Genomic DNA, 18,102 nt, shown 5'->3' with positions numbered 1-18,102 from the left:
AAATGTCAAGTAATTGAGCGATGCAGATATTTACAAGATTACTTAGCCGCGAATACAGTATGCGTATGAAAATTAAAACAAACACCGCACCTTTGTCCCGTCGCCGGTACGTTATTGTCGGTACCGGCGGCCGTTCCGAAATGTTCAGTATCCCGTTGTTAACAACATACAAAGACACATCCAAGCTGTGCGGTCTTTGCGATACAAACGAAGTCCGCATGGGTTTTTACAACAATTTATTTAAAGAAAAATTTAATGCGCCGCCGGTGCCGGTTTATCACGCATCGGAATTTGACCGGATGCTGGCGGATCAGAAACCTGATTGCGTGATAGTGACCTGCATCGATCGTATGCATCACGAATATATTATCCGTGCGCTTGACGCCGGGTGCGATGCGGTAACAGAAAAACCGATGACGACTGACATTCAAAAATGCAAAGCGATTCTGGATGCGGTGGAACGCAGCGGGAAAGCACTGCGCGTCACATTCAACTACCGTTATTCTCCGGTACGCAGCAAAGTGAAAGAACTGCTGATGTCAGGTGTAATCGGCGATGTAAAATCGATTCATTTCGAATGGCTGCTCGATACAGTCCACGGCGCCGATTATTTCCGGCGGTGGCATCGGGATAAACGTAATTCCGGCGGTTTAATGGTGCATAAGGCAACGCACCATTTCGATTTGGTAAGCTGGTGGATTAACAGTTCACCGGAAACCGTTTTCGGTTTCGGTCATCTGTTTTTTTATGGGAAAGCAAATGCCGAAGCGCGCGGTGAAACGCATAATTATCTGCGCGGTACATCACCGGAAGCGGCAGGTGATCCGTTTGCGTTGAGCCTGAAAGACGGCGAACGGCTGGAAGGGCTGTATTATAACGCGGAAAGATGCGATCATTATCTGCGCGACCAAAATGTATTCGGCGACGGAATCAGTATTGAAGATACAATGAACGTTCTCGTGCGTTATCGTAACGGTGTGCAGATGTCATATTCGCTCACAGCATACTCTCCGTGGGAAGGATACCGGATTGCATTGAATGGAACAAAAGGACGGATTGAGTTGGATGAATTTGAAAAATCCTATATCAGCGCCGCCAGCGGACAGATCGGTGAGTCGCGCAGTAATACACAGAAAATTACAGTATTCCCGCACTGGGAGAAGCCTTATACGGTGGAACCGCCGGAGGCAGTTGGCGGACATGGCGGCGGCGATATTCTTCTGCAGCGCGATATTTTTGCGTCCGGTACAGAGCCTGATCCGCTCGGGCGCGCCGCCGGGCATCTGGACGGTGCGCGGTCAATTTTAACCGGGATTGCGGCGAATCGTTCGTTTGAAACCGGGGCGCCGGTGAATGTGGACGATCTGCTTTATCTGCCATAATGTAATGTTTAGAGGAACTGCGCTGAGAGGCTGAATAATAATTATATAGGTCACGGATATACCGGGTTTCGGCGTCGCATTATACAGGTGCTAAATGCCAGCAACAATGTAAATGATTGGATTCTGTTGCTTGGACGAACGTTCAGCTTTGATGCTTGAGCGCAATTTTGTTGCTATTTTTACGTAAACCTGATGATGACTTGATTTATATTTGTTAATTTTTCAAGGTGGAATCATATATGCAATCAGTATGACAAATCAAGAACGACAAATGAGCATACATCATATAAGCCGTCGCAACTTTTTAGGAAACACTGTTGCGGCATCGGCACTGATGTGCGCCGGAAAATTGGACGCATTTTCTTTTGCGCTGGAAGCGGCGCGGAATGACTGGACACTGATCGTGCTGCCGGACATTCAGTATTATACAGATGTTTACGATCCGGTAAGTTCCGGTTATACAGAGGTATTTAACAGTCAGGCGCGCTGGATTGTGGCAAATAAAGATGCGCTGAATATTAAATATGTCATTCAGCTCGGTGATATTACTAACCATAATCATGAGGACGAATGGCAGAATGCGCAAGCCGGATTTTCGATTCTGGACGGACATATTCCTTATGCGATCGTGTCAGGGAATCATGATTATTCCGGCGGCGGACGGTCAACGTTGATGAACACCTATTTTCCGTATGCGAAATATTCTGCATGGCCGACGTTCGGCGGTGCAATGGTTTCCGGTGAAATGGAAAATACATATCACATTTTTGAAGCTGCCGGAAAAAAATGGCTGCTGCTGGCATTAGAGTGGGGACCGCGCAATGAAACGGTGGAGTGGGCGGATACTGTTCTTTCAGAACATTCCGACTGCAACACCATCATGTTCACGCACGCCTATCTTTATTATGACAGTACGCGCTACGACTGGACCAGTAAAGGCGAAGCGCAGCAATGGAATCCGCACAGCTATTCTGCTGTTAAAGCGGATGCCAACGACGGTGAGGAACTCTGGCAGAAGCTGCTGAAAAAACATCCGCAGGTGCAAATGGCGATTAACGGACACGTGATGGGCAGTGGTCTTGGATTTTTACAAAGCGCCGGTGACGCCGGAAATATGGTGCACCAGATGCTGGTGAATTATCAGCGCGGAACGCGCCCGATGCCGCGCACCGGATTCGCTGCCGGAAATGGCACAATTTATGACGACGGTTCACTGCGCATTCTCCGGTTTCTCGCAGATGGGAAAACGGTGCAGGTTCGCGATTATTCGCCGTACCGTGATTATTTTGCAGTCGGACTCGGTTCGCAGTTCAGTTTCCAACTCAGTGGATTAGTATGAAACACATGGTTTTGATCACAATTTGTCTGTTGTGCGCTGCCGCCGGTTTTTCTGAAGAGGCAATTGTACAGTTCAGCTGGCAGGATATTACAACAACCGTGAATGCTTCCGGCGCGGCGAATACAAACAGCGGCTACAGCTGTATGTGGGTGTTTTCAGAAGAGCATGCGCTGCTCACGGATACTTTGCAGCGCGGAACCAATTCGACGATTTACGGCGGAGTTACTAGCACGTGGACTTTTGGCGCGACCAATACGTATATTCCATCTCTCCGGTTTTATAAAGCCAGTGCTGATACCCCCGGATATTTTAATTTGATGGTCGACCCGCGTTTTGGAGAAGGTAATGAAAATACGAATATGGTGACTGGTATCATTCTTTGGGCGAAACAGGATTTCCTGAGCGGCGCGAACTCCAGTGCTGCGCGGTTCAGCACGAACAGTACGCTGAGTATGGCATTTACTGGCGGATCAACCGTTGTAAACTGGGATGTTCGCTATGTAGTTAAACAGGGCGGTGTATTTTATGTCTCCTGGCCGAACTGCGTTTCAGCGCCAGACGGTGCATTCGTTATTCATCCGGCAACAGCATCATGGACAGTGCTTACGCCGGAAAATTATTTGCTGGGCGAAATGGTTTCTCTGGTCGACTTTAATGATGTTGAAGCCGTCGGATTTTATATGCGCGGCGCGCGTTCCGGTTCAGGTTCCAACCAGCAAATTAATTTTAAGCTGAACAGTTTTACCGCGACAGCGGAAATTTTATCCGATATGGAATAGTTGAGGTTTGCAGATGTTTTTACGTAAAATTTAAACTTGATAATTTAACATTTTTTTGATCGATCGGCGGTGTATTATAAAATTCGTTCATGTTAGATGAATCATAACAAGTACACATAAATAAACAACAAGGAGGTAGAGATGAAGAAGTTGACAACAGGGATAGTTGTATTATTCATGGCGGCACTCAGTTTTTCTGCGGTGTTAATTGATTGGACGCCGACCAGCGGTGCAGGCCGGACAGAGGATGAGTATGTTGGAACTGGCAGTAAGGTTTGGAATTTTTCAGAGAATGCTTTGTTTGCTAATAATCAAATTTACGGCGGATTTAAATATTCCTGGTCGTCGGCTTCTGATTTTAGTCCGGCATTGCAAGTTCAGGCATCTCAGATGTTATTACGAATCTACTGCCAGGATATAAACTCCACTAATGCTATGACTGGTATGCTTTGTTGGGAGCCAAGCAGTAACGTAAGTGTGGCTAATGTTGGCGACTCCTTATTATCTGCTGCTGTTTCGGCATCTGGCGGGGGTCAGACAACAATTGATTATCGATTTATTATAAATCAAGGTGGAATATGGTATGTGTCGGACACAATAAAAGACAACGCCTCTGCTAGTACTACGATAACGGTTGATCCGCTGGATACTGCGTGGCGCGTAATTAGTACAACTGATTATTTTTTTGATGCGAATTCCCAAGACGCCGTTGTGTTTGATGACATACAGGCTGTTGGCCTTTACATTGACGGATATCGTGTTGCAGCAGATATGAATGTTAAAGTTACAGAATTTAAATTTACGGCTGTTCCCGAACCGGCGACGGTTGGAATTCTTGGACTGGGCGGACTGATTGCATATTTCATGCGCAAGAAAAAAATTGTGCGGTAAACTGAATTAAACACCTGATTAAAAATGCGCGGAAATTTTTCCGCGCATTTTTTGTCTGACAGGCGGCATGTGAAGGAGTGGCTATGTTTACAATTAAATCCAATGTCTGGTTATTCTGGTTATGTGCCGGATTAATTTCCAACGCGAGTCCGCGTCTTACGCATGGTCCGTGGCTGACCTATCCGGATACCGGTGCGATGACAATCGGTTTTACCACGGATTGTAATACAGGTGCCGGTGTTGAATACCGGTTGAAAAATTCCGCTGATGAATGGATGTGCGCGTGGGATGCCGTGGCGGGACAGCTGCTCGATACAGTGAGTTATCATCCAGTCCGATTGACCGGCTTACAATCCGGTGCGGAATATGAATACCGGATTGTACTGTTGAATCCGTCTGAAAAGCGGTTGACGGACCGCGAATACTGGGAGGATGAAAGATCCCGCAAACCGCAGCTTACAATCATAGAAAACGGTGCGTTTACGTTTCACTCGTTTTCACCGGATGCGGAACCGTATTCGTTTTTTGTTACCGCCGATCTGCAGTTTTCCACGCTGCGCCGCCATTCGATTTTACAGAATTATTATGACGGCGGCATGAAAGATGCCCGTTTTACGGTGCTGCTCGGCGATCTGTATTATCATGTGGATAATATTGAGCAGGATATACTCGCCGGGATTGTTGATAAGACGACGGCGCTCGGCGGCTGCAGCCGGCCGTTTCTGTTTGTACGCGGAAATCATGAATGGCGCGGTATGGAAGCGAGCCGGTGGTGTTCTTATTTTCCAGCGCTGAACGGCAGCACCTATTTCAGTTTCCGGTGCGGCGATGTGTTTTATATTGTGCTTGATACCGGCGAAGACCGCGCCGCGCATGCGCTGACGCATCATTTCAGCGGCATTAATGCAGTGGAAAAAGAGTTTATCCAGGAACAGAAGGAGTGGCTGGACGGTGTGGTTGAAATGCCTGAATTCCGGCAGGCGAAGTTCCGGATTGTGCTGGCGCATGCGGCGCCGTATTCGCATCCCGGAAAATATATTACAGAAGTGACGGGCCGCTTGGCCGACGGCGCGTTAACCGGACGCAATCCGGAAAACCGTATTCATCTGTGGATCAGCGGCCATACGCATTTTTATACACGTTCTGTTCCGCAAACCAACCGTGTGTATGCTTTGTCTGCACCGCAGAAAAAACTGTACAGCGGTGAGCCGTATGTGTTTCCGGTGGTGACGGTGGACGGGCCCGGCGGTGACCTTGATACATCCGGCGTGCAGGTCTTGGTACTGAATGACCGGCTGCAGCTTGAAATGAAATATGAAAACGGAGAAGTTTTTGACCGGTGCGAAATTTTTCCGGACGGTTCTGTTGAAAATTTTAAAACCGGAACAGTCGTTGAATTGTTTGACTATGATATTCCATAGCAAAAACAGTGCGTATATATTTGGTTTTTACGTAAAATAACTATTCGGTGCCCTTTGAACTTTTTCTATCAAATATATCTCTTTTATGCAATATAATTGGCATTCAATAATGAAAATACAGTGGAATTATGAATAAATTAATATGTTTTGTTTCTACGCTGGCAGTCAGTATATCGGCAGTGACAGTTGTTGATTATGACCGGAGTGAAGAGGCCGGAACTCCGAATACAGTCGGTAATTCGGCAAGAAATCCTGATGTGTCAACCCCGACCGCGCGGATGTGGAATTTTTCGACCACAGAGGAACTTCTCAAAGACGATGTAAAAGGGACAAATAACACGGTTTACGGCGGCATGAATTACAGCTGGACAGCCGTTGAAACGAATGTTCTGTTCCGGTATTACAATGATGCGATCCAGTTATCGGTTGGAGGCGCCGGTACAGATGCTGATTTAACCGGAATCATTTTCTGGGATAAATCTGATTTTTTAAATAATGCCGATACGCAACTAGTCGGATTTTCCGGCACCGATTCTCTTTCGGCGAGCTTCGAGACAAGATCCGGCGGTACAACCTGGGATATACGGTTTGTAATTAATCAGGGCGGAACCTGGTATGTTTCAGATCAAAATATAACTGCCACCGGCAGTGGTGTTTTTTCCTCTGTTCCGGCAACCGGGACGTGGCATGCCATTTCTACGAATGGAAATTATACCATCAGCGTCACAGCTGAACCTATTACATTTGATAATGTTCTGGCGGTCGGCCTTTATATAAACGGTGCGCGGAAAAACGGTCAGGTCACTGTCCGGATTAATGATTTTATTGCCGATGCCACCGTTGGTTCAGGACGTACATTACGGCTGGTGATAATGCATCAATGAAACCGTAAAAGGCGGCTGGATGAATCCGGCATAGTTCGTTGCTTTTACGTAAAACAACCGGTGCGGAGTTTCTCGTTTTATCTCCCGTCTGCGGAGGTATTCTGATCATGGTTTACGATTTTAAAAACGGAGCATCGTTATGCTTAAGAGACGACAGTGTTTTAAAGGCATGCTGGCGATGTCAGTTGCACTTTCTTTGGCCGGAAAAGTGAAAGTGTCCGGTACGAGTGAACAGTGGCCGCTGATTATTCTGCCGGACGCACCAGTATTATGCGAAGTCATATTGGGAAGTGTTTACGGCGCAGACGCAGTGGATTGTGGCGAATAAAAATCTGCTGAACATTAAATATGTGCTGCATCTTGGCGACATCACCAATAATAACTATGATGAGCAGTGGGAACATGCGCGGGCGAGTTTTAAGATTCTTGACGATGCGAATATGCCTTATGCGTTTGTGCCCGGTAATCATGATTACCGTCCACGTGCAAGCCGTACAACCGGCATAAACACCTGTCTGCCGTATGCAAAATATGCGGTCTGGCTGACCTTCGGCAGCGCAATGATTTCGCCGGTCGACTTTAATGATGTTGAAGCCGTCGGATTTTATATGTGCGGCACACGTTCCGGTTCCAACCGGCAAATTAATTTTAAGCTGAACAGTTTTTCCGCGACAGCAGAAATTTTATCCGGCAATTAATAGACGATATTTATTGCTATTTTTACGTAAAATTTAAACTTAATAAATTAACATTTTCATAATTTGCTGAAGGCGTATTTTAAAACCGTTCAGTTTTGGTGGAGTCACAAGTAACAATAAGGAGGTAGAGGTGAAGAAGGCGATTGTAGGAATAGGTATGGCATTGATTATGGCGGTTAATGTGTTTTCTTCTGTGGACATTATCACCCTTGATCGTACAGGGTTGAGTACCGTCAATGCGCCAACTGAAGATACGAAGATCGGTAATGCCCGTATATGGAATTTTTCTACGAATGCGGTGCTTTCAACAACCACTGGTACAAACGGAATTCTGCGCGGAGGGGCAATAATTGATACAGGAAGCGCCGAATCTGCAGTTATTTTTCGACTGTACGGCAGTACTTATGGCGGGTTGCAAATTTCAACATCTGTTCCTTCGACGACAGGTGCTGGTATATTGGGGATGATATATTGGGATAGAAGTGATTTTTTAAATGTGAGCGGCACAGACATAGTCGGCTTTAGAGCCGGAGATCACCTGGATGTTACTTTTGCTACGCTTTCCAATGGTGCTCTATGGGACACCCGGTTTGCGATCAATGAAAACGGCAATTGGTATGTGTCTTCCGCCGCAGATAGCATGACTTCAGGTGGGACCTATTCGCTCGATCCGACGACCACATCGTGGCATGAACTCACCATTTCGGATGGAACAAATTACAACATTGCAACGACTGCATCAACTGGATTGACGCTTGATAATGTCCAAGGCGTTGGACTTTATTTTGACGGAACTCGGAATGGACAGGTTAATCTAAGAATTGATGGCGGTGGATTTTCAGTCACGGCCTCTGTTATTCCCGAACCGGCGACGGTTGGAATTCTTGGACTGGGCGGATTATTTGCGTATTTGATGCGCAAGAAAATTTGGTAATTTGAATTAAACATCTGATTAAAAATGCGCGGAATTCTTTCCGCGCATTTTTTGTTTAATTTGTTCGGTGCTGGCTGTGGGCCGAGTGACCTCGCCCGGCATCGCTTGGGGTCATGCGACCTACATCTGGCGGTGAAGATTTATTGTCTATCGCACTTAATTTTACGTAAAATTATTGATCTGCGCTTTCTCGTTTTATCTTTTCTGACGGCGAGGGTATCTTTAATTCAGTAAACGAGAGAAAATAAATATGAATAGACGGGCGTTTATTAATAATTCATTGTGGACCGTAGCGGCGTTGAGTGGCAGCAGAGCATGGAGCTCCGTAGCGCAGCTCACCGGAAATAAAGATTCGTGGAGTCTGATTCTTCTGCCGGATACGCAGTATTATTCTCAGGAGTTTCCGGAAGTGTTTTTGAGCCAGACGCGCTGGATTGCTGAAAAACGCGACGAATTGAATATCCAATATGTTCTGCAGCTCGGCGATATTACGAACATGAATTCTGAGCCTGAGTGGGAGAATGCGCGCAACTGTTTTGCGGTGCTGGACGATGCAAAAATTCCGTATGCGTTCGTGACCGGCAATCATGATTATCGTCCGGTTGCCACCCGCGAAACGAAACTGAATGAATATCTGCCGTATAAAAAATATGCGGCGTGGCCGACGTTTGGCGGAGCGTTGAAAACCGGTGATATGCAGAATACCTATCATTTATTTGAAGCCGGCGGCGAGAAGTGGCTGCTGCTGGCGCTGGAATGGGGTCCGCGCAATGAAGTTGTTAAATGGGGGAATAAAATTGTTGCCGCGAATTCTGATCGAAACGTAATTGTTTTTACACACGCATATCTTTACAGCGACAGCACGCGTTATAACTGGGCCGAAAAAGGCAAAGATCAGACGTGGAATCCGCACAGTTATCCAATGCCGGAATCCAATGACGGCGAGGAACTTTGGCAGAAGCTGGTGAAAAAACATCCGAATGTAAAAATGACGTTCAACGGGCATGTGCTGAACAACGGCACCGGTTTTCTTGAAAGCACCGGTGATGCCGGAAATAAAGTCTGTCAGATGTTGATTAATTTTCAGGGCGGCGTACGTCCGCTGCCGCGTGATGGAACCGCACCGGAACGGCAGACGATCCGTGATGACGGCTCGCTGCGGATTTTACAATTCACGCCCGGGAGTAAAACAGTGAAGGTAACGGATTACTCGCCGTACCGGAATTATTATGCAGTCGGCGAAGCACATCAGTTCAGATTCGATTTAGGATAAAAACAGAAGGAGTATACGATGAAGAAGTCAGTTATAATTACAATCGCATTAACCGCCGGTTTTTTTGTTCAGGCTGTTGAAATTGTCCATTTTTCCCGTCCGGAAAGTGCGCCGACGGTAGTGTCACGCAAAGTGGATTCCCGCTCTGCGAACGGAGTTGTCTGGGCATTTTCAGAATCTAAAATACTGCTGACTCATCCGACCGGAACGAATGGCACGGTGTACGGCGGTATGATTGCCACATGGTCAATACCCGACCCAGTTTATCTTCCGGCACTGAAATGGTATACGCACCAGTTTTTAATGCAGGTGAATCTCGGCGCTGGTCCGGACACGGCTTTCAAAGGTATTCTCTTGTGGAATAAAAAAGATTTCCTGAACGGTGCGAATACTAAGAGCGTTTCACTTTCTGCTAACGACACGATGTCGTGTAATTTTATGGCGGTATCCGCTAGCACGCGCGATTTTCGTTTTGCGGTGAAGCAGGGTGATGCATGGTATGTTTCCGGCGTGGTCAAAAACGATCCGTCTACTGGAATATTTTCCGTAAAACCAGCGAGTATTTCCTGGAATAAAATTTCAATGGATGATTACAGCATCGAGAAATCGGCGGCTCCGGTTGAGTTCGACGATGTGCAGGCCGTTGGACTTTATATGAACGTAACGCGCAAAGGAAATCAGTCGCTTCTTCGCTTTAATGATTTTCAGGCGAATGCCACAATAAAATAAATCCGGCGATATTTTGGAGGGGATTGAATGAAAAAAATAATACTGTTTTTAATAGCAATTCCCGCTGCCGGGATTTTATCAGCGGTGGAAATTGTAAATTTTAATCGCGCCGGACTGGGCAGTGTCGGTTCGCGCAAAGCGGACGTGATGAAGAACAGCGGTTATATTTGGAATTTTTCGGATATCCGTCCGTTGATTGCCGACGCGGGTGGAACGAATTCAGCCGTACACGGTGGATTCATCACATCATGGTCTCCGGATGCAAAATATGATTCAAAACTCAGATGGTATGACGAGGGCTTTCAGCTTTTTGTTTATCCGCCGTTGCAGGATGGTTATGAAACTGCCGGCAAGGGAATTCTCGTGTGGAATAAAACTGATTTTCTTGCCGGTGCCGGAAAAACAGCGACGTTTTCGGCAGACGATAAACTGTCGGCGATTTTCACCGGAATTTCCGCGAGCACGATGGACATCCGCTTCGTTGTAAGACAAGGCGGTGTCTATTATGTATCGGACGCTAAAAAGAAAGGCTCCGGCGCAGAACTGTTTTCAATAAAACCGGCGGCGGTGCAGTGGCGTACAATTTCAACTGAAGATTATTCTATCGGGAATTCGCCGGTGAACGTTGAATTTACCGATGTACAAGGCGTTGGACTTTATATGAACGTGTCCCGCAAAGGAAACCAGACAAATATAAAACTCAAAACGTTCAGTGCAACTGCAACGGTGAAGTAGTTTATTATCATGAAAGAAATTATTATAAAAGCGGGATACGAAGACACCACCCTGCAGATAATTGAAGTGTTGCAGAATTGCAGTGACGGAGCGGTGATTAAGTTTTCGTCCGGTGAATATCACTTCTGGCCTGAGTTTGCGTTTGAGAAATATTATTATATTTCCAACAATCGCCACAGTTTAAAACGCGTTGCATTTCCGGTGATTGGAAAGAAAAATGTTGTCATTGACGGCGGTGGGTCGAAATTCATCTTTCACGGTGAAATCATTCCGTTTGTTGTCGAGCAGTCTTCAAATATTACCTTAAAGAATTTTTCGATTGACTGGCAGCGTATGTTCTATTCCGAAGGTATGGTGCTTGATGCAGACGCATCCGGTGTGACGGTAGAAATTGATCCTGCACGCTATCCGTACCGCATTGAAAACAGCGCGCTGATGTTTGAAGGCGAGGGCTGGGAAAGTCCGCTGACGGAAGGTATTTTTGAAATGGATTCGGTTACGCGCGGGCCGGCATATATGAGCGGCGATTCGCTGGGACTCGGTTTCCCTGAAACGTTGAAAGTGGAATATGCTGGCGCCGGAAGAATCCGTTTAGTTGAATCATTTCCGCATCTGCCGAAATCCGGCAATATCCTGATTTTCCGGCATTTTCACCGCTGGTGTCCCGGAATTCACTTGAAGCTGAGCAAAGATACGCTGCTTGAAAATGTGACGGTGTTTCACGCCGGCGGCATGGGCGTGATCGGACAGTTTTGCGAAAACGTCACAATGCGAGACTGTCAGATTAAACCGGCGGACGGGCGGATTCTTTCGGTGACGGTGGACGCAACGCATTTTGTAAACTGCCGGGGGCAAATTATCGTAGACAACTGTCAGTTTGAAGGTCAGCTTGACGATCCGTGCAACGTGCACGGAATTAATACACGGATTAAAAAGGTGGTTGATTGCCGCACGCTGCTGGTTGAACTGGTGCATTGCGAACAGCACGGCGTTGAAATCGGATTTTCCGGCGACCGCGTGCATCTGGTGGATAACCAAACGCTGTTGAGTTATGCTGAAAACAGAATTCGAAATGTAACGTGGATTAATTCGCAATATTCACTCATCACGTTCGAAAATGACCTGCCGGATTTTGTTCAACCGAAACACGCAGTAGAAAATATGAGCTGGACGCCGGATCTGCTGATTCAAAACAGCATCTGCCGCAATAACCGCGCCCGCGGCTATCTGATTTCAACACCGGGCAAAGTTATTATCGAAAACAACCGGATTGAATCATCCGGCGCCGGAATAAAAATCAGCGGCGATGCAAACTACTGGTTCGAATCCGGCGCGGTGCGCGATGTGCTGATTCGCAACAATGAATTTGGCGACTGCTGCTACGGCATACCGGAATGGGGTCGTGCGGTGATTGATATTAACCCGGAAATCGCGGTACCGGAAAAAAATCCGGAGTGTTTTCACCGGAATATTCGCATCGAAAACAATCAGTTTTTTTCATTTGACACCGGAATACTCTTTGCGCGATCGGTCGACGGAATCCGTTTTGCCGGCAATACAATCCGGCGCACAGAATCCTATCCGCCGCTCGGGCGTATGCGTGCGATGCTGACGTTTGAAGCGTGCCGGAATATTGATGTGGCGGATAATAATGTAAACGGTTCTTTGCGCGGCGAATGGATGCAGGAACTCAACTGCGTGGAGGAAGAAGCGTTGGTATGAGTCATCACACAACAGCGCCGGTAGACAGAGTTCCGTTTTTCAGAAAAACGGGTTACGGCTGCGGCATGCTCGGCTATGCATTGCTGATTCAGGCATACATGCAGTTCACTTATCCGGTATTTAACGACACGCTCGGTTTGAGTCCGGTTGCCATCAGCTGGATTTTTCTGATTAGCAGGTTGTGGGATGCCATCACCGATCCGATCATGGGACATATTTCCGACAACACCCGTTCAAAATGGGGACGCCGGCGCCCGTGGCTGGCACTCAGCGCACCGCTGTGCGCCCTTGGATTTCTCGCCGTCTGGTGGTTTCCGGCTGGACAGAGCAGCACATTTTATTTTTGGTGGCTGCTGGTTTCGTCACTGTTTTTCTATCTGACATTCACAATTTTATCGGTGCCGTATTCCGCGCTCGGCATGGAACTGTCGCCGGATTATCACGAACGCACGAGCGTCATTTCAATTCGTTCCGTACTCGAACAGGTCGGTGTGATCGCAGTGTCGAGTCTGTATGTTCTCACCAGCATGAGCTGTTTTGCCGACCGCGCCGACGGCATGCGCTGGAACAGTCTTTGGATTGCGGCGCTGATTTTTATTATGATTTTAATCACCGCGATTTTTTCGCGTGAGCACCCGTCAGTGCACGTTGCACTGGATCATCAGGACGCGCGCAAGGATCGCGGAAAAATCCCGGTATTGACCAGTATAAAAGAAACATTGTCGTGCTGGCCGTTTTTAAATCTCGGGTTGATTACTGTCGTTAGCTATCTCGGCGTCGTCACCGTCGGATCGCTCGGTTATTATGTGACGATCTATCATCTGTTCGACGGTGATAAAAGCACTGTCTCCGGACAGCTGATGACACTCGTCGGTTACATCATGCCGTTTGCAACCATGCTCGCCATTCCGGTGATGGACCGGCTGTCGAAAAAAACCGGCAAGAAAACCGCGCTCATCGTGGCGTTTTCATTCTGTGTTGTCGGCGCATTTCTGCGCTGGTGGTTTTACACGCCGGCCAATCCATATCTTTCAATTATTCCAACCGTGCTGTTCGGTATCGGCTGTGCCGCCGGTTATATGTTCATTAACGCAATGATTCCCGAAGCGGTGGATGCCGATGAATTAAAAACCGGCGAGCGCCGCGAAGGCATGTTCAGTGCAATGTACGGCTGGGTGTATAAATTCGGTGGTGCGCTGGCCATGTGGCTCTCCGGTTATGTATTGCAGTGGACCGGCTTTGATGCCACGCTCGAAACGCAGTCGTCGAAAACTGTCTACTGGCTCCATTTCAGCTTCACCTGGGTCGCCGGAGTTTCATTGCTGCTGACGGTGCTGCTGGCGCTGACCTATCCGATCACTGAAAAGAAAGCCTATGAAACCCGCCAAAAACTTATTGAACTGCGGAAAGCCAGAAACAATGCGTAAACTGATTTTTAATATTTTTTGCATTGCGCTGATCTCCACCGCGCCGGCGGAAACAGCGTTTAATCTGCCGCAATTCATCGCCGGTGAACTCGCCGCCGGAAAAAAAGAAATCGTCATTCCGCCGGGACGTTACACCGTAACGCCGGTGCGCAAACAGCATCTGCTGTTTGCAAATCTGTCCGATGTCACCGTCATCGCCGCCGGCGTTGAAATGGTCTGCACCGAAACCACGCGCGCGATCACCGTGCAGAACTGCACCAACGTCACCATTCGCGGCATGACGATTGATTACGACCCGCTGCCATTTACGCAGGGGAAAATCACCGCGATTTCCGCCGATAAACTGACGTATGATATTGAGCTGTTCGACGGATTTCCGCCGGTGGAAAAAATTGTTGCTGTAAAATATGAAATGTTTGAAGCGGACGGAACAACGTACCGCTGCGATGAATACGCGCCGTTCCGCATTGAACCGCTCGGCGGCAAAAAACTGCGACTCATAAAATCGCGCGACAAAAAAGCCGGCGAGCAGGTTGGCGACATTATTCTGCTCGACACCGAAGACACACTCGGCGGGCGCAATCCGCACGCAGTTTACACCGAAAATTCCAAAAACATTCGCTTCGAAAAAATGATACTGTACGCCTCCAACTGCTTCGGTTTCCTGGAAGTCGGCTGCGACCGTACGGTTTATCAAGATTGCGTGATCGACCGGCGCGCGCCGGAATCCGATCCAGTGCAGCGCGGACATTTTCGTGTGCGTTCGCTGAATGCCGACGGCTATCACAGTAAAGCCGCAATTCACGGCCCGCAGATTTTAAATTGTACTGCGCATTTTCAGGGTGACGATGCAATTAATATTACCGGTTCCTATCATTTCATTGCCGGCACTGAACGCGGCGAACTGATTGTACTTGCGCACCGCTCAATGGATATTCAAGCCGGCGACTGTGTGGAAGTGATTGATTTCAACGGCAGACCACTGCCCGATGCAAAAGTTGTTTCAATTCGCCTTACCGACGCGGCACTGCCGGAAGAAGTTAAATTGACGCAAAGCCTGTCGCTTGTCGGAATGCTGTTACGACAGCGTTATATTGTTAAACTTGATCAGCAGTTTCCAGTTAATCCGGGTGCGATCATCTGTTCGCGCGAACGCGTTGGCGACCAGTTTAAAGTGATCGGCTGCCATTTTACGCGTAACCGTTCGCGCGGAATTCTGGTAAAAGCGTCCTACGGTGAAATTCGCGATACAACCATTGAACACTGCGGCATGGCGGCGTTTTTAATTGCACCGAGTTATGAGTGGCTCGAAGGCGGATTCGTCCGGAATTTGACGGTACAGAACTGCACAGTGAATCAAAGCCGCCGCGCGGCGGTGGAAATTCACGGGCTTGGTGAATTTCCGGGACACAAAAAACTGCTTTTTTCTGGTAATACATTTAACACCGCGAACCTTCCGGCGCTTTCTATTGAGTGCGTTGAAGATGCGCGCTTCGAAAACAATACGCTGAACGGTCGGCTATTGACAAACCGTCTGCCGGAAGTGCAGGTCAAATTTTCAAAAAACATCACTTTCCGTTAACTTATGCGCAGAATCATACAAACTGTTTTGCTTTTGCTGCTGCCGGTATTCCAAAACGCTGGAGCCGGAATTATGTATTCAAACAGTTTCACCGGTCCCGCCGGTGCTGATGTTTCTGAATCAAGCTGGTTTACAACGCTGACAAATTTTTATCACTACACCAACAGCATTGTGCTGGACGGTACCGGCAAAGCGTATTTCAAGCGCGGAGCCAGTGCAAATTACCGGGTTCGCGTAACGAACGGAACATCGTCGCCGCAAACTGAATATCCGGACATGACCGCGCTGAAAATTTCGGCGGTGGTTCGCACGCCGGTGGCCAATTATATCGCAATCGGTTTCGGTGGAAATAATAACGGCGTAGTTACCGGTGGAAGTTCCGGTCCGTACATTTATCTGGCACCGGGATTCGCTCAGTTTTTCGGCGGCGTACTGGATCAAAACGCCGGTGAAAAATTCACCGGCGTTTATGCCGCCGGCGATGTAATTCGCGTTGAACTGACGTACAACTTCGCCGCCGGTGCTGCGCTGGCGGTTGTTAACGGAACAACGGTTCACAGCGGAACGTTCACTCATACCAAAGATGATGCACCGGCGGCGGTGACGCTTTCACACGCGCAGGTTCATTTTAATAATCAGGATACCAATGCAGCCACCAGCGCATATCTTGATGAGCTGATCATTGAAACCATCATGCCGGAGTTTGGTTTCATGTTTTCACTTCAGACGTTTGATATGGTGAAGTTTATTAATGCTGAACTCGCTGCCGGAAATACAAACATTGTCATTCCGCCGGGGCGATATTATGTATCACCGAAAAGCCGGCAGCATCTCCTGTTGCAGAATCTTACCAATATCACAATTGATGCCACCGGCGTTGAAATGGTTTGCACCGAAACCACGCGTGCTATCACTGTTCAAAACTGCACTAATGTCACCATCCGCGGCATGACGATTGATTATGATCCGCTGCCGTTTACGCAGGGGCGCGTCACTGCAGTTTCCGGCGATGGTATGGAACTGGACGTAGAATTATTTGATGGATTTCCGGCGGCGGATAAAGCGGTTCCCGGTCCGTGTGAAATTTTTAAGGCCGATGGTGCGGAACTGCGTTACGGTGAATATCATCTCGTCGCGCCGGAAATGATTCATGCGCGCAAATTGAAAGTGATCAAAGATTCGTCGCAGCGGAATAAACTGGGCGGCGAGCAGATTGGTGATATTTTAGTGCTTAAGGCTGAACATGCGCCCGGCGGATCAATTCCGCATGCAGTTTATGCCAGCAGATCGCAAAACGTCCGGTTTGAAAACATCACGCTTTATGCCGCAAACAGTTTCGGTTTTTTTGAAAGCGATTGTGATAACACAACCTATCTGCGATGTGTGATTGACCGCCGGCCGTTGGAATCTGATCCGGTCCGTCGCGAACATTTTCGCGTCCGTTCACTTAACGCCGACGGTTATCACAGCACCAGCGCTGTGCGCGGCGCGCAACTGCTGGAAAGTTCTGCATATTTTCAGGGCGATGACGCGGTGAATTTTTCCGGCCTTTATCATCTGATCGCCGGCGCAACCAATAACACGCTCACCGTAATCGCGCGGCGCTCAATGGATATTCAGGCCGGCGATTGGCTTGAGATTATTAATAAAAACGGCGTGCCGTTTAACGACGCGCAGGTGGTTTCAATTCAAGCGGACGGAACGGTGAACGCCGAGGAACTTGCCTGGATTGAAACACAAGCCGGTGTTCTGAAACAGGTACGTGAACTTTTAACAAGCAAATACACAATTGTGCTGGCAGATGCTCCGGAGTGGATTTCCGGCGGACAGAATATGGCGATTGGCGGTGCAGTCGGCGCGCGCGACCGCATGGGCAACGGGTTTAAAATTGCCAACTGCCGGTTCGGTTACAACCGGTCGCGCGGCATTCTGGTGCGTGCCGCCGGCGAAATTTACAGCAATGTAATTGAGCGTTCCGGAATGGATGCAATTCTGGTTGAGTCAAGTTATGCGTGGCTCGAATCCGGTTTTGTGCGCGGGCTGGATATCGCCGGTAATCAGGTGATCAATAGCGGCGGACCGGCGATCAATGTGATTGGAATGGAAAATAAAACCGGTATCGGACACCGCGAGATCACCATTCAGAATAATCAGCTGACAACTGCAAATTCGCCGGCGGTTTCCATTCAGTGCGCGGACGGCGTTCTGCTTGAAAATAATTTATTAAACGGTGCGCCGGTGATTTCCGGTATGCAGGGAGTTATCATAAAGAATTGCAATAATGTAATCATACGATAATAAAAGGA

16 protein-coding genes are annotated in these 18,102 nt (G+C 48.0%); all 16 read left to right on the top strand.

Annotation, left to right across the window (positions count from 1 at the left end):
• Positions 1 to 65: 65 nt before the first annotated feature.
• The 16 genes from WC959_03515 to WC959_03440 all read left to right on the top strand — a co-directional run bounded on the left by WC959_03515 (position 66) and on the right by WC959_03440 (position 18,094).
• The gene (locus WC959_03515; protein MFA5688206.1) at positions 66 to 1,382 is read left to right on the top strand and encodes a Gfo/Idh/MocA family oxidoreductase; all 1,317 of its coding nucleotides are present in this window, start codon (positions 66 to 68) and stop codon (positions 1,380 to 1,382) included.
• Between the two features lie 271 nt (positions 1,383 to 1,653).
• Positions 1,654 to 2,721, top strand: coding sequence for a metallophosphoesterase (locus tag WC959_03510; protein MFA5688205.1), 1,068 nt, complete (start codon positions 1,654 to 1,656; stop codon positions 2,719 to 2,721).
• Positions 2,718 to 3,500: a hypothetical protein gene (locus WC959_03505; GenBank protein ID MFA5688204.1), complete on the top strand. Its 783-nt coding sequence runs from the start codon at positions 2,718 to 2,720 to the stop codon at positions 3,498 to 3,500. Before WC959_03510 ends, WC959_03505 begins: the two co-directional genes overlap by 4 nt.
• A 141-nt stretch (positions 3,501 to 3,641) precedes the next feature.
• Positions 3,642 to 4,391, top strand: a complete 750-nt coding sequence (locus WC959_03500; protein MFA5688203.1) for a PEP-CTERM sorting domain-containing protein — start codon at positions 3,642 to 3,644, stop codon at positions 4,389 to 4,391.
• Between the two features lie 83 nt (positions 4,392 to 4,474).
• Positions 4,475 to 5,812: an FN3 domain-containing metallophosphoesterase family protein gene (locus tag WC959_03495; protein MFA5688202.1), complete on the top strand. Its 1,338-nt coding sequence runs from the start codon at positions 4,475 to 4,477 to the stop codon at positions 5,810 to 5,812.
• A 128-nt stretch (positions 5,813 to 5,940) separates the two neighbouring features.
• Positions 5,941 to 6,696 carry a hypothetical protein gene (locus WC959_03490; protein ID MFA5688201.1) on the top strand — a complete coding sequence of 252 codons (756 nt, stop codon included), beginning with the start codon at positions 5,941 to 5,943 and terminating at the stop codon, positions 6,694 to 6,696.
• A 139-nt stretch (positions 6,697 to 6,835) separates the two neighbouring features.
• Positions 6,836 to 7,024 (top strand): hypothetical protein, encoded by a 189-nt coding sequence (locus tag WC959_03485; GenBank protein MFA5688200.1) that lies wholly within the window; start codon positions 6,836 to 6,838, stop codon positions 7,022 to 7,024.
• A complete protein-coding gene (locus WC959_03480) occupies positions 7,014 to 7,394 on the top strand; it encodes a metallophosphoesterase (protein ID MFA5688199.1) in 381 nt (126 codons plus the stop codon). The genes WC959_03485 and WC959_03480 overlap by 11 nt, the downstream gene beginning before the upstream one ends.
• Positions 7,395 to 7,524: 130 nt before the next feature.
• Entirely contained in the window at positions 7,525 to 8,328 is an 804-nt protein-coding gene (locus WC959_03475; GenBank protein ID MFA5688198.1) for a PEP-CTERM sorting domain-containing protein, read from the top strand.
• Positions 8,329 to 8,578: 250 nt separating this feature from the next.
• A complete protein-coding gene (locus WC959_03470; protein ID MFA5688197.1) occupies positions 8,579 to 9,601 on the top strand; it encodes a metallophosphoesterase in 1,023 nt (340 codons plus the stop codon).
• A gap of 18 nt (positions 9,602 to 9,619) precedes the next feature.
• Positions 9,620 to 10,330: a hypothetical protein gene (locus tag WC959_03465; GenBank protein MFA5688196.1), complete on the top strand. Its 711-nt coding sequence runs from the start codon at positions 9,620 to 9,622 to the stop codon at positions 10,328 to 10,330.
• A 27-nt stretch (positions 10,331 to 10,357) separates the two neighbouring features.
• The gene (locus WC959_03460; protein MFA5688195.1) at positions 10,358 to 11,065 is read left to right on the top strand and encodes a hypothetical protein; all 708 of its coding nucleotides are present in this window, start codon (positions 10,358 to 10,360) and stop codon (positions 11,063 to 11,065) included.
• Between the two features lie 9 nt (positions 11,066 to 11,074).
• Positions 11,075 to 12,787: a right-handed parallel beta-helix repeat-containing protein gene (locus tag WC959_03455; GenBank protein ID MFA5688194.1), complete on the top strand. Its 1,713-nt coding sequence runs from the start codon at positions 11,075 to 11,077 to the stop codon at positions 12,785 to 12,787.
• Complete coding sequence (locus WC959_03450; protein MFA5688193.1) at positions 12,784 to 14,214, top strand: MFS transporter; 1,431 nt, start codon at positions 12,784 to 12,786, stop codon at positions 14,212 to 14,214. The genes WC959_03455 and WC959_03450 overlap by 4 nt, the downstream gene beginning before the upstream one ends.
• Positions 14,207 to 15,796 carry a right-handed parallel beta-helix repeat-containing protein gene (locus tag WC959_03445; GenBank protein ID MFA5688192.1) on the top strand — a complete coding sequence of 530 codons (1,590 nt, stop codon included), beginning with the start codon at positions 14,207 to 14,209 and terminating at the stop codon, positions 15,794 to 15,796. Before WC959_03450 ends, WC959_03445 begins: the two co-directional genes overlap by 8 nt.
• A 72-nt stretch (positions 15,797 to 15,868) precedes the next feature.
• Positions 15,869 to 18,094 carry a hypothetical protein gene (locus WC959_03440; GenBank protein ID MFA5688191.1) on the top strand — a complete coding sequence of 742 codons (2,226 nt, stop codon included), beginning with the start codon at positions 15,869 to 15,871 and terminating at the stop codon, positions 18,092 to 18,094.
• The last annotated feature ends 8 nt before the right edge of the window (positions 18,095 to 18,102 follow it).

It is taken from the genome of Kiritimatiellales bacterium, assembly GCA_041656295.1.
In the GTDB taxonomy this organism is placed as follows: Bacteria; Verrucomicrobiota; Kiritimatiellia; order Kiritimatiellales; family Tichowtungiaceae; genus Tichowtungia.
Note: the sequence above shows the minus strand (reverse complement) of the source record. Positions and strands in the feature narration are given on the sequence as shown.